Below are 12,767 nucleotides of genomic sequence, written 5' to 3'. Positions count from 1 at the left end.
CTAATTTAATATTTTCTGATTAATATTTCAGCTGAATTTAAAATTTCTTTTCTAACATAGTTGTGACATATGTTAACTACCTTCTCTATATCTTGTGTTAAATTTCCTATAACTCTAAGAATAAACCCATTTATTTCTAGAGAAGATACTCCAAAGCTAACATCTAATCTAACATCTTCTAATTCTTTTCTCATATTTTCTATAAATTTTTTATCTATATTTTTATTTATAACCAAGAGAGTTCCAAAATTTAAGTATCCTTCTAAGTATCCTATACTATTTACATCATATTTTTCTGGTTCCATAACTAAATTGTCTATTAGCATAAGTTCACCATCATAATATAAATTTGTTTTTAATTTTGCACTACTATATTTAAATACTTCTCCAGTTGGTGACCATCCTGAAGTTATTCCATCTGAATAAATAAGAGTAGCGTCTTTATCTATATAAATATTATTTTCTTGTTTATATTTAGCATCTTTATATAAAATAACTGGGTCATTTATAAACTCTAAAATACTATTTTTTGATAAAATCACCTTAGTCTTTTGATAAGTTTCCTTTTTATTTTCACATTTATATATCTTTGTAGAAGCTTGAGTTGTAACTATTGCTCTAGCATTTTCTTTAAGCTCAATATTATTTAAAAATCTTTCACCTTCTACATATCCTCCACCTATTTGAATTAAAAAATAAGTTGATATCTCTTCTCTATCTAAATGAAGAGTTGGAGAAACTCTCATAACTCCATCAAAAGCTCTTTTACTAGTTATAGTTTTTTCTCCACTTTTAACTAAAACTAAATCAATATAGCCATCAAAAGATTTTTTTTCATCTAATTCTTTTATGCTTTGTTCCATAGCTTATATTCCTTCTAAAAGACAATGCTTTTGTATCCATTCAATAACTAAATTTATCCCTTCATCTGTTTTTAGATTTGTGAAAATAAAAGAATTTTCTTTTCTAAAATTTAAAGTATCTTTTCTCATAACATCTAAATCAGCTCCAACATAAGGCGCTAAATCTATTTTATTTATAATAAACAAATCACTTTTAATCATTCCTTGCCCAGCTTTTCTAGGAATTTTTTCCCCTTGTGCAACGTCTATTATATAAATTGAGAAATCTACTAAATCTGGACTAAATGTAGCAGCTAAGTTATCTCCTCCACTTTCTAAAAATATAATATCTAAATCATCAAATTTATTTTTTAATTCTTCAATTGCTGAAAAATTCATAGATGCATCCTCTCTAATAGCAGTATGTGGACAACCACCTGTTTCTACTCCTATTACTCTATCTTCTGGCAATACAGAATTTTTAACCATAAATTTTGCATCTTCTTTTGTATATATATCATTAGTTATTACTGCACATTTATAATTCTCATTCATCTTTCTTGTTAATCTCTCAATTAAAAGAGTTTTCCCACTTCCAACTGGTCCACCAACTCCAATAACAATTGGTCTCATAATTTTTCCACCTTTCAAAATTTTTATGACATGAATAATCTAAATACTAATGTTTCATGTTGTATTTGTGCTAATTCTATTCCTGGTACATTTGCTCCAAACATATCTTCATCTAATGTTTGAATTATTTCACTAAGTTCTAAAAAACTTTCAGAAGATTCCTTTAATAAAATTTGCCCATCTTTTTGTCCTAATGGAATAGTTCTTACTGCATTTTGAATTAATGTAGAAGCTGTACTATACATGTAATATTGAATAGCATCTATTAAATTAACTTTTAATTCATACATAAGCATTCCAAAAACAATTGCTGGATGGCCAAAAGCTTCTTTTTTATTTATTTTTTCTAAATAAATTTCAAGAATTTTTGAATCATATAAATCTAAAAATAAATTTAACATTCTTTTGGCTACCATTTTATTACCATTTCTAGTTTCAAAAGCCATACTTTGAACTGTTATTTTTCTATCTAACTCTAAAATTTTTTTCTCGCTTTTTTTATCTAAATATTCATATAAAAGTTTTATTGAAAACCCATCACTATATATAAATTGATTTCTAAAAAATGCTCTTATCCAACCTCTAAATGATTCTGTATCCTTTATCCTATTATCTCTAAGATAAGTTTCCATTCCATAAGAATGATTAAATGATCCTATTGGGAAGTTAGAATCACATATCTGCATTATCTTAAGAATATTTAAATTATTTTTAGTGTCTGTGCATGAAGTCAACATGTCTAAATGCCTCTTTTAACTCCATATTTTCTCTTGAATAATTTAAATTTTGTTTTTTCAAAGTTTCTTCAACAACAGAATCATATTGAATTATCATAGTTTCATCTATAAATTGTGCTGGCAAATGTTTATTGCCAATTTCATGAGCTATTTTCCCCATTTGATTCATATCTTTTGGTTTTATTACTAAAACATCTTCTGAATTAAATTTTATAACTACTGCATTATGCCCATCATTAAATAAAATATCTCCATCTTTTAATTTATTTCCATCTGAAAGGGAAATACCATAATCCTTACCATGATCTGAAGTAACTCTAATTATTCTTTTTAGCATTTCTTCATTATTTAAATAAATTTTTTCTATATGTACACCTTCTAAATTAGTATTTTCTATATTTCCTAAAACCTTATCTAAAATCATATCTTAATCGCCTCTCCTATATAAATTAGAATAAGAAATATCTTTGAGTTAATGGTAATGTTTCTGCTGGCTCACAAGTAGCTAATTCACCATTTATTTTTACATCATATGTTTGTGGATCAACCTCTAATTTAGGCATTTCTCCATTAAGCTTCATATCTTTTTTAGTTAAATTTCTTATTCCTTTAACAGGTAATACTTCTTTTTGTAATCCTAATTTTTCTTTGATTCCATGTTCATAAGCATATTGAGAAACGAATGTTATACAAGTGTTTGACATTGCTTTTCCATAAGCTCCGAACATTGCTCTTGGAAGTTCTGGTTGACAAGTTGGAATTGAAGCATTTGCTTCCCCCATTATTGAATTAATAATCATTCCACCTTTAATAACAATTTTAGGTTTAACTCCGAAGAATGCTGGTTCATAAAGAACTAAGTCAGCAACTTTTCCTTCTTCTACTGAACCTACATACTCACTTATTCCTTGAGCTATAGCAGGGTTTATTGTATATTTAGCAACATATCTCTTAACTCTATTATTATCACTATGAGCTTTATCATTTTCCATAGTTCCTCTTTGTACTTTCATTTTACTAGCTGTTTGCCAAGTTCTAGTTACAACTTCACCAATTCTTCCCATAGCCATTGTATCTGAACTCATCATACTGAATATTCCCATATCATGAAGAATATCTTCAGCAGCTATAGTTTGTTTTCTTATTCTTGAATCAGCAAATGCTATATCTTCTGGTACTTTAGCATCTAAATGGTGACAAACCATTAACATATCTAAGTGCTCAGCTATAGTATTTTTTGTATATGGTTTTGTTGGGTTTGTTGAAGCTGGTAAAACATTCGGATATGATGCCATTTTTAAGATATCTGGTGCATGCCCTCCTCCAGCTCCTTCTGTATGGAATGTGTGAATAACTCTTCCTTGGATAGCATCTATAGTATCCTCAACAAATCCAGCCTCATTTAAAGTATCAGTGTGGATTGAAACTTGAACATCATATTTATCAGCAGCTCTAAGTGAATAATCTATTGCTGATTTTGTAGCTCCCCAGTCTTCGTGAACTTTTAATCCACAAGCTCCAGCTTCTATTTGTTCTCCATTAACTTCTACATTAGCTCCACTACCTTTTCCTAAGAATCCAATATTTATTGGTAAGCCTTCAGCAGATTCTATCATTCTTTCTATATTCCAAGCACCTGGAGTACAAGTTGTAGCATTTGTTCCATCATTTGGCCCAGTTCCTCCACCAACTACAGTAGTTATTCCACCTTCTAATGCAACTCTAACTAAATCTGGACTAATATAGTGAACATGTGTGTCAATTCCACCAGCAGTTAAAATTAATCCTTCTCCTGCTAAAGCTTCAGTACTAACTCCCACTATGAAATCTACATCATCCATTCCTAATGGATTTCCACCTTTTCCTATAGCTAATATTTTTCCATCTTTAATTCCAATATCAGCTTTATAAATTCCTGTGTAATCAAGAATTGTAACTCCTGTAATTATTAAGTCAACTACTTTTGGATTTTTTCTAGTTTCAATAGAGTTTTCTCCCATTCCTTCTCTTAGAGATTTTCCTCCACCAAACTTACATTCATCTCCGTAAACAGTTAAATCTTTTTCTATTTCTATAAAAAGATCTGTATCTCCTAATCTTATTTTATCTCCAGCTGTTGGTCCAAATAAATCTGAATAACGCTTTCTATCTATTTCAAAGCTCATTATTTTCTTCTCCCTTCATCTAAATATCCGTCTACTCTATTATTCAATCCATATACTCTTCTAACGCCTGCTATATCAATTAAATTAACTTCTTTTTCATCTCCTGGTTCAAATCTAACTGCTGTTCCAGCTGGTATATCTAATCTTTTTCCGTAAGCTTTTTCTCTATCAAATTTTAATCCATTATTAACTTCAAAAAAGTGAAAATGTGAACCTACTTGTATTGGTCTATCTGCAGTATTTGTAACCTTTAATTGAATAGCCTCTTTTCCTTCATTATATTTTATAGTTCCTTCACCTAAAATTACTTCACCTGGTACCATAATTTACCCTCCTTATATTATTGAATTGGATCATGTACAGTAACTAATTTAGTTCCATCAGGGAAAGTTACTTCTACTTGAACTGTATGTATCATTTCTGGAATTCCTTCCATTACTTGATCTCTTGTTAATATTTTTCTTCCTTCATCCATTAGATCAGTAACACTTTTACCTTCTCTAGCACCTTCCATTATTTCATCTGTTATTAATGCCACTGATTCAGGATAATTTAGCTTAAGACCTTTTTTCATTCTTCTTCTTGCTACCTCAGCTGCAACAACAATCATTAATTTTTCTTGTTCACGCATTGTAATTCTCAAAGCTGATTCCTCCTCATAATTTAAATATTGAATATATTGCCATAATTATTACAAACATACCTTTCCCAATAATTATGTCCTTTATTCTAATCAATAAAAAAACTTTGAGAAATATAATTTTATATTTCTCAAAGTTTAACTATAAGCTTCTATTCTTTTCATTTTTTATATAAGAATTTTCTATACACCAATCTATATCTTCAATTAATCTATCTTTATCTATTGGTAAATTTCCTTTTAAGCTAACATAATTAGAGGCATGATTACTTCTAAAAATAATTTTTTCATCTGTATTTATATTTTTTAATATTTCTTTTATTTCTTTTAAAATTTCAAAGCTACTCAAAATTTCTAATTCACCATTTTTAACTTTTTCCTCTATCTCGGTATTTTTTTCTATCATAAGAGATAATACTCCAACATAATCAGGCTTTATAATACTTATAATACTTCCTGTATCTTTTGCATGTAAATTTGTTTTTTCTTTTCCACCTATCCCTGAAATAATTGTTGCAGAAAGTTTTATATCACTTTCTTTTATTTTTTTACCAGCTTGAATTATTTCATCTCTTGTAGCACCTTTATTTATATCTTTTAAAATCTCTTCACTTCCACTTTCTATTCCCATATAAACCATTTCTAGACCTAAATTTTTAAGTTCTCTAAGTTCATCTATTGTTTTAAGTCTTATTGATTTTGGTGATGCATACATAGTTACTCTAGTACATTCTTTGAAAGTATTTTTTATAAATTTAAGTAATTCTCTTAAATCATTCATAGGAATTATAAGAGCATCTCCATCAGCTATAAATATTCTTTGTACATAAGTATATATTTTTCTAAATTCTAAAATTTCTTCTTTTATTTGTTCTAGTGGTTTTATAGTAAACTTTTTTCCTTTATACATACTACAAAATGAACATTTATTATGTGAACACCCTAAAGTAGCTTGAATTATAAGACTATTAGCTTCACTTGGTGGTCTATATAATGGCATATCATACATAAAATTTCCTCCTAATCAAATTGTGTTTCTCTTTCATCTTTTGAAATCCAATTAAAACACATTTCTAATTGACTTCTATTGTTTCTTCCTAAAGATAATTCTGGTAAATTTTCTAATGTGAAATATCCACTTTTTAAAGTTTCAATATTTTCAATAAATTCTCCTGATATATACTCACATAAAATAAAAACTTTATAGACTCCATAAGCACTAGGTCTTTCTGAATGTTTAGAATTTTGATGAATTGCAATTATAGATTTTGCTTTTGCCTTAATTCCAGCCTCTTCAAAAATTTCTTTTTCAACATTTTCTTTTAAGGAAAGATTATATTCTGCCCATCCTCCTGGAAGAGCCCATTTATTATCTATTTGTTCTTGTACTAAAAGTATTTTTCCATCTTTAAATAATACTCCACGAACATCTACTTTTGGAGTTTGATAGCCTTTTTCATTGCAAAATAAATCTCTTATTTTTTCATTATCTATATCTGTATATTCATTTAATATCTCTACAGATATTTCCCTTATTCTATTAAATCTTTCAATATCAAATTTATCCTTTGAATAATGTTCTCCTGCTTGTGCTATACTTTGAAGTTCTTTTGCCCATGTTAACCATTTACTTTCCATATTAATCACCTCTAACATTATTTTACTTTATTGTAATACTTTAATTATTTTTATTTATTACAAAAATTATAATTCATATATAAATTGCAAAAATGAAAAATAAAAATCTCTATATAAAATAGGACACTAACTAAATTTAATTTGTTAGTGTCCTATTTTATAATTTATCTTATTTAATCTTCTAACATTATCTCTAAAATTTCTCTATCAGTATCTCTCATACCTTCTTTTCCAAGTCTTCCAACTGCTCCTATAGTTCTTTCTATATCTTCTTTAAGAATTCCTGTTAATGGATTATAAGCTTGATTTGCCATTGCTAAATAATGACTCATCATTGCTGCATCAAGGCTTGTTGCTATTTTTGCTGCACAAGAAGCCTTTGCCCCATCACAAACTATTCCTGATATATTGGCAAGAGTATTAGTTACAGTTTTACTTATTTGTTCTAAACTTCCACCTTTTAAATAAGTTATAGCAGCTCCACTAGCACAGCCTGCACTTACTGCTCCACAGAAAGCTGATAATCTCCCTATTCCAGTTTTCTGATGTATTGTCATAAGATTTGAAAAAACAAGACCTCTATATAATTGCTCTTCTGTTAATCCATTTTCTTTACAATAAACTATAACTGGAATTGAAGAAGTCATACCTTGATTTCCTGACCCTGAGTTTGTCATAACAGGTAATGAACTTCCACTCATTCTAGCTTCTGATGCGGCAGCAGCATAAGCTTTAAGTTTTGTTTCAATAGTATTTGGATAACTTTCTAAAATTACTTTTCCTATACCTATTCCATATGCACCTTTAAGCCCTTCTTCTGCAATAGATATATTATATTCTATTTGTTTATCTAAAAGTTCTTTTACATCTTCTAAATCAACTGTATTAGCAAATTCATATATTTTTTCAACACTTAATATTCTTCTATCTACAAATACACCTAAATATTTCTCCTTATCTTCAACTACATTAACTAAATCTTTTCCATCTTTAGTTATTCTAGATATATTATTATGAGCATATTTTATTTCAACTTCACTAATAGAATCTCCACTAAATGCTTTTACAATTAAATGTAATTGTATTTCAGTATCTAAAACTTTTACTCTGCAATAGTCTCCATCTACTAAATCTTTTGCTTTTTTTATACTCTCTTCATCAACTTCGTTTATAACTTCTAATTCCCTATCTGCTTTTCCTGCTAAAACTCCTATTATTGCACTTGCTTTTATTCCTATAAGATTTCCTGTATTAGGAACAGTAACACATTTTGCATTTTTTATAATATTCCCACTACAAAAAACTTCAATTTTTTCTGGCATTTCACCTAAGACTTCTCTCGCTTTTGCACTTGCGTATGCTATTGCAATCGGTTCTGTACAGCCCATTGCTGGAACTAATTCTTCTTCTAATATTTTTAGATAATCTTTGTACATTGAATCTTTAATCATACGTAAATTCCTCTTTCTAGTCTTTATATTCATTTATTAAAACACATTTATTATAACTTATTTTTAAGTTTATTTATTCTAAACTTCTTTTTAAAATAACTAATTTTATTTTATCATAGGAAATATTCTTGTTCACAATTTCTTTTATTGGAGTAAGCTTACTAAATCCAACTTTTTCTCCAGCTTCTAAAATTTCTTTTTCTTCTTCATCTGTAAATAAACCTTCAAAGCTTATATTAAAATCTATATTTTTTCCTTCTCCTAAAAATGTTTGAATATGAGTTGAAATTGTACCTATTGTACTTCCTCTTTCTTCTGAAACTTCTTTTAAAGATTTTCCCTCTCTAAGCATTCTTATAGAAATTTCATAAGATTTTTCTTTTTCAGTAGTTCTTCTTTTCTTTTTCTCTGTTCCTTTTGGTAATTTTATATCATTTTCAAATTTAAAATCTACTTGTATATTTTTTTCATCTACATATTCTTTTATTTTTTCTATAAACTTTTCACCATATTTTTCTACTTTCTTTTCACCTACACCACTTATATCTAAAAGTTGACCTTTTGTTAAAGGCATTCTTGTGCTCATTTCTTTTAATGTATTATCTCCAAATACCATATATGGTGGAATCCCTTCTTCTCCTGCTAAATACATTCTTAATCCTCTTAATAAACCAAATAAATCATTATCAGTAGTGATCTTTTTAACTTTTCTCGCTTCTTTAAAATAAACTTTTTCTTCTCCCTTAACTACTTTTAATGAATTTTTATTTGGAGTAACTACTGGAAATTCTCCTCCATAATTTATATATCCATGAGATATAAGAGTATTTATAAAATCTTTTAATTCATCTTTTGTGTAATCTTTAACTATTCCATAAGTAGTAAGCTTATCTAATCCTTGTTCTATAAGCTTTTTATTTTTTGAACCTCTTAAAACTTCTACTATAACGCCTATTCCAAAAGGTCTTTTCATTCTATAAACACAAGAAATTACTTTTTGAGCATCTATAGTTTTGTCTATAAGTTCTCCATCAAAAAGACAATTACTACAGTTATTACAATCTTCTTCTCTTTCTTCACCAAAATAATTTAATATATATTTTTTATAACATCCATTTGAATAAACTAAATCAATCATACTTTGTAATTTTTCTAGTTCATTTCTTTTTCTAAATGGATTAGTTGTTCCTGTTTCTATAATATATTTTTGTGTTTGAACATCTCCTGGAGAGAAAAGAAGTATACACTCAGATTTTTCTCCATCCCTTCCTGCTCTACCTATCTCTTGGTAATATCCTTCTATATTCTTAGGCATATTATAATGAATAACATATCTTATATTAGGTTTATCTATTCCCATACCAAAAGCATTAGTTGCAATCATAACATCAACTTTATCATAAATAAAATCCTCTTGATTTTTCTTTCTTTCCATATCAGAAAGCCCTGCATGATAACTTAATGCATTTATTCCATTTGCTTTAAGTAAATCACAAAGTTTATCAACTTCTTTTCTAGTAGAGCAATAAATAAGCCCTGATTCTCCTTTATTCTCTTCTATATAATCTAAAATATATATATTTTTACTTATTCCTCTTTCAATAGTTATTTTTAAATTTTCTCTATCAAATCCTGATATAAATATTTTAGCATCTCTTAATTTTAAACTCTCTAATATATCTTCTCTAACTTCTTTTGTAGCTGTTGCAGTAAATGCAGTTACAACAGGTCTTTTAGGAAGAGCTTCTATAAAATTATAAATTCTTTTATAACTACTTCTAAAATCATGCCCCCATTGAGAAACACAATGTGCTTCATCAACTGCTATTTGACTTACTTTTAAAGATTTTATTATATTTAAAAACTCTACTCCTTCTAATCTTTCAGGAGCAACATAAAGTATTTTTATATCACCTGTATTTAATCTAAAATACACTTCTTGAATTTCTATATTAGATAAACTTGAATTAATATATGCACTATCTATCCCAAGAGAATTTAAAGAATCAACTTGGTCTTTCATAAGTGAAATAAGAGGTGAAATAACTATTGTAAGTCCATCCATAGCTATAGCTGGAACTTGATAGCATATTGATTTTCCTCCACCTGTTGGCATTATAGCCAATACATCATTTCCATTAATTATATTATTTATTATTTCTTCTTGGCCTTTTCTAAAGCTTTTATATCCATAATATTTATTTAAAATTTCTATTATATTATTCAAAAAATCGCTCCTTAAAATTTTTTTATAATTCTGTCCACTTTAGTCTCTATTAATCATTTTACCATAAAAAAAGACAGGTTAATTAAGAAATTAACCTTGTCCCTTTAATTGAAATTATTTATAATATTTGCTTTTCTTAAAATCTTTTTATAAATTTCTAATACATGCTTATCATTAGGAGAAACATATGAATCAAGCTTATCTATATCTATCCATCTTACTCCACTATTTTCATCTTCTTTTACTATTAATTCTTCATTTTCATCACATTCAAAAAGAAATGCTGCGTTCAAATGCAGATGAGAAGAAACATATTCTCCACGTTTTATATGTCCATTAACAGTTATAGAATCTAATGACATTATTTCATCAGTTATTAAAATTGGATTTTTAACACCTGTCTCCTCCATTAATTCTTTTTTAGCAACATATATTAAATCATCCATTCCATCCATATGTCCACCTGTCCAAGCCCAAGTATCATATATATTATGATATATCATTAATGTTTTTGTTCTATCTTTATTCACTACAAAGGCAGAGCTTGTTAAGTGTGCAACTACATTTTTTCTGGTTAAAATATCTTCAAATTTATTTATACAAAATAAAAATAATTCTTTATCTTTTTCTTCTTGCTCATTTATAGGATTATAATTTTTAATTGCATTTATATAATTCATTTTTTCCTCCTAAAATTCTTATTAAATATAATTTTAAACCAATAAGAAAAATTTAGCTACTTTCTTTTATTAATGAATTTTAAATTATTGCTTTATAGAAATCTATAATTATACATAAACCAAAAATTCCATCAGAATAAGTGTGGCTTAAATATTCTAATGGAATTTTTGATTAACTTTTCTCATTTAAAATTTATATTAATTTTTGATTGGAAGACTAAGAAAAATTAATTATCAACATTTTGGCTCTTTAAATTTTCAACATCTTTATGATAATCTATTTATCTGTAGCTATGTAGAATTCTATGTGAATTCTATGTGAAGTTTTATATTTTATTTATTACTATATATTCTTGAATAAACCTCTAAGTCACTATTGACCTTTTTTACATAATCTTGTGTTTCCTTAAAAGGAATATTTATTAATTCACCATTTGATGAATATCTAAAATCATAAAGCCATTTTTGAACATTTCCTCTTCCTCCATTATAAGCTGCAAGAACTAAATCTCTATTTTTAAATTCTTTAAACAAATCATTTAAATACCAACAACCCATTTCTATATTTAGCTTTGGATCATATAAATCTTTTGGGCTAAAATTTTCATTTCCTAAATGTTTTGCTATATCTCTACCTGTTTCTTCAGTTATTTGCATAAGCCCAATTGCTCCACTATTTGAAATAGCATCAGGATTAAAATTACTTTCTACTTTTATTACTGAAAGAACAAATAATGGATCAAGATCATATTCCCTACTATAATGATTCACCTCCTCACTATACTTATATGGGTACCTGTTAAGCTCTACTTTTTTATTTATAATAAATCCTAATTTAAATAAACTTACTCCTAAAATTATAATTAATAATAATATAATTAATTTTTTCATAATATTCCCTCTCTTTTCTTCTATATCCCTTTTAACCTTATAAGCTTTACTTGTTACATATATTTCTATAAGGAAGATTTTATTCCTTTTCATAAAAAGAAAAAAGTCATAATTTCTTATGACTTTTCTCTAAAATTCTATGTAAAACTCTACCTCTTTATTATTTAAACTTATACCATATTCTAATTTATTTTTTTTCAAAATTTCTTTAACTATAGCTAATTCCATATCAGACTTTGATGAATATTTAGTTTTTATTTTCTCAAATATATTAAATCTTTTCCAAGAATGTTTTAATAAATCAATTTCTGATAAGTTTTTGCATCTTTCTTTTACACTTAGTATAGTCTTATCTTTAATTTTATTTAATTCTACTTTTATGTAATTATCATTATCATACTTTATACTACTAAGTATAATATTATGTACACATATTTCTAATTGTCTTTTATCTGCTAAAACAGCTTCATCTTCTAACCCATTATAATTTTTTATTAATGTTAATCCATTACTTTCTATTTGAGCCTTAAGTTTTTCTAAAACTCTATCTAAAAACTCTCCTATATAAAATAATTCTTTTTTAGTTTCTGATATTTGGATTTTTGAAATATCGATAAAGTTTTCTACAATTTTTGAAGTGTTGTCCATTTCTTCAGCTATTATATTTTCAAATGTTCCATCTTCTAACCCTTCTTTAATACTAGTTGTATATGACTTTATTAAAGATAATGGAGTTTTTATATCTTTTTGCATATTAGAAATTAATTCTTTATTTTTTAACCTCTTATGCTTTACTTTAAATTTTTTATTCATTTTTTTAAATGTTATAGCCAATTTATAAAATTCATCTCCTTTCATTATTT

At 26.9% G+C, this 12,767-nt stretch carries 14 protein-coding genes; all 14 read right to left on the bottom strand.

Annotation, left to right across the window (positions count from 1 at the left end):
• Nucleotides 1-5: 5 nt before the first annotated feature.
• Nucleotides 6-863: an urease accessory protein UreD gene (locus HMPREF1092_RS02260; RefSeq protein WP_002596967.1), complete on the bottom strand. Its 858-nt coding sequence runs from the start codon at nucleotides 861-863 to the stop codon at nucleotides 6-8.
• A gap of 3 nt (nucleotides 864-866) precedes the next feature.
• Entirely contained in the window at nucleotides 867-1,475 is a 609-nt protein-coding gene (gene ureG / locus HMPREF1092_RS02255) for an urease accessory protein UreG (protein WP_002596966.1), read from the bottom strand.
• 23 nt (nucleotides 1,476-1,498) lie between these two features.
• Entirely contained in the window at nucleotides 1,499-2,212 is a 714-nt protein-coding gene (locus HMPREF1092_RS02250; RefSeq protein WP_002596965.1) for an urease accessory protein UreF, read from the bottom strand.
• Nucleotides 2,187-2,636 (bottom strand): urease accessory protein UreE, encoded by a 450-nt coding sequence (locus HMPREF1092_RS02245; RefSeq protein WP_002596964.1) that lies wholly within the window; start codon nucleotides 2,634-2,636, stop codon nucleotides 2,187-2,189. Before HMPREF1092_RS02245 ends, HMPREF1092_RS02250 begins: the two co-directional genes overlap by 26 nt.
• Nucleotides 2,637-2,661: 25 nt before the next feature.
• Nucleotides 2,662-4,377 (bottom strand): urease subunit alpha, encoded by a 1,716-nt coding sequence (ureC, locus tag HMPREF1092_RS02240; protein WP_002596963.1) that lies wholly within the window; start codon nucleotides 4,375-4,377, stop codon nucleotides 2,662-2,664.
• A complete protein-coding gene (gene ureB / locus HMPREF1092_RS02235; RefSeq protein ID WP_002596962.1) occupies nucleotides 4,377-4,700 on the bottom strand; it encodes an urease subunit beta in 324 nt (107 codons plus the stop codon). Before ureB ends, ureC begins: the two co-directional genes overlap by 1 nt.
• 17 nt (nucleotides 4,701-4,717) lie before the next feature.
• Nucleotides 4,718-5,020 carry an urease subunit gamma gene (locus tag HMPREF1092_RS02230; protein WP_002596961.1) on the bottom strand — a complete coding sequence of 101 codons (303 nt, stop codon included), beginning with the start codon at nucleotides 5,018-5,020 and terminating at the stop codon, nucleotides 4,718-4,720.
• Between the two features lie 139 nt (nucleotides 5,021-5,159).
• Entirely contained in the window at nucleotides 5,160-6,026 is an 867-nt protein-coding gene (locus HMPREF1092_RS02225; RefSeq protein ID WP_002596960.1) for a radical SAM protein, read from the bottom strand.
• Between the two features lie 11 nt (nucleotides 6,027-6,037).
• Entirely contained in the window at nucleotides 6,038-6,655 is a 618-nt protein-coding gene (locus HMPREF1092_RS02220; protein ID WP_002596959.1) for an NUDIX hydrolase, read from the bottom strand.
• Nucleotides 6,656-6,828: 173 nt separating this feature from the next.
• The gene (locus tag HMPREF1092_RS02215; protein WP_002596958.1) at nucleotides 6,829-8,106 is read right to left on the bottom strand and encodes an L-cysteine desulfidase family protein; all 1,278 of its coding nucleotides are present in this window, start codon (nucleotides 8,104-8,106) and stop codon (nucleotides 6,829-6,831) included.
• A gap of 73 nt (nucleotides 8,107-8,179) precedes the next feature.
• The gene (recQ, locus tag HMPREF1092_RS02210) at nucleotides 8,180-10,333 is read right to left on the bottom strand and encodes a DNA helicase RecQ (RefSeq protein WP_002596957.1); all 2,154 of its coding nucleotides are present in this window, start codon (nucleotides 10,331-10,333) and stop codon (nucleotides 8,180-8,182) included.
• 104 nt (nucleotides 10,334-10,437) lie between these two features.
• Complete coding sequence (locus tag HMPREF1092_RS02205) at nucleotides 10,438-11,013, bottom strand: NUDIX hydrolase (RefSeq protein WP_002596956.1); 576 nt, start codon at nucleotides 11,011-11,013, stop codon at nucleotides 10,438-10,440.
• Between the two features lie 333 nt (nucleotides 11,014-11,346).
• Entirely contained in the window at nucleotides 11,347-11,904 is a 558-nt protein-coding gene (locus HMPREF1092_RS02200) for a lytic transglycosylase domain-containing protein (protein WP_002596955.1), read from the bottom strand.
• A 129-nt stretch (nucleotides 11,905-12,033) separates the two neighbouring features.
• Entirely contained in the window at nucleotides 12,034-12,717 is a 684-nt protein-coding gene (locus HMPREF1092_RS02195) for a sensor histidine kinase (protein WP_207637621.1), read from the bottom strand.
• Between the last annotated feature and the right edge of the window lie 50 nt (nucleotides 12,718-12,767).

This window comes from Clostridium thermobutyricum (assembly GCF_000371465.1).
GTDB classification, from domain to species: domain Bacteria; phylum Bacillota; class Clostridia; order Clostridiales; family Clostridiaceae; genus Clostridium; species Clostridium thermobutyricum.
Note: the sequence above shows the minus strand (reverse complement) of the source record. Positions and strands in the feature narration are given on the sequence as shown.

What these genes read in the sequence shown, in the direction of transcription:
- HMPREF1092_RS02205 (WP_002596956.1), bottom strand. Translation starts at nt 11,013, where the DNA reads ATGAATTATATAAATGCAATTAAAAATTATAATCCTATAAATGAGCAA.
- HMPREF1092_RS02200 (WP_002596955.1), bottom strand. Translation starts at nt 11,904, where the DNA reads ATGAAAAAATTAATTATATTATTATTAATTATAATTTTAGGAGTAAGT.
- ureB (WP_002596962.1), bottom strand. Translation starts at nt 4,700, where the DNA reads ATGGTACCAGGTGAAGTAATTTTAGGTGAAGGAACTATAAAATATAAT.
- HMPREF1092_RS02225 (WP_002596960.1), bottom strand. Translation starts at nt 6,026, where the DNA reads ATGTATGATATGCCATTATATAGACCACCAAGTGAAGCTAATAGTCTT.
- HMPREF1092_RS02195 (WP_207637621.1), bottom strand. Translation starts at nt 12,717, where the DNA reads ATGAATAAAAAATTTAAAGTAAAGCATAAGAGGTTAAAAAATAAAGAA.
- ureC (WP_002596963.1), bottom strand. Translation starts at nt 4,377, where the DNA reads ATGAGCTTTGAAATAGATAGAAAGCGTTATTCAGATTTATTTGGACCA.
- HMPREF1092_RS02250 (WP_002596965.1), bottom strand. Translation starts at nt 2,212, where the DNA reads ATGTTGACTTCATGCACAGACACTAAAAATAATTTAAATATTCTTAAG.
- ureG (WP_002596966.1), bottom strand. Translation starts at nt 1,475, where the DNA reads ATGAGACCAATTGTTATTGGAGTTGGTGGACCAGTTGGAAGTGGGAAA.
- HMPREF1092_RS02215 (WP_002596958.1), bottom strand. Translation starts at nt 8,106, where the DNA reads ATGATTAAAGATTCAATGTACAAAGATTATCTAAAAATATTAGAAGAA.
- HMPREF1092_RS02245 (WP_002596964.1), bottom strand. Translation starts at nt 2,636, where the DNA reads ATGATTTTAGATAAGGTTTTAGGAAATATAGAAAATACTAATTTAGAA.
- HMPREF1092_RS02220 (WP_002596959.1), bottom strand. Translation starts at nt 6,655, where the DNA reads ATGGAAAGTAAATGGTTAACATGGGCAAAAGAACTTCAAAGTATAGCA.
- HMPREF1092_RS02260 (WP_002596967.1), bottom strand. Translation starts at nt 863, where the DNA reads ATGGAACAAAGCATAAAAGAATTAGATGAAAAAAAATCTTTTGATGGC.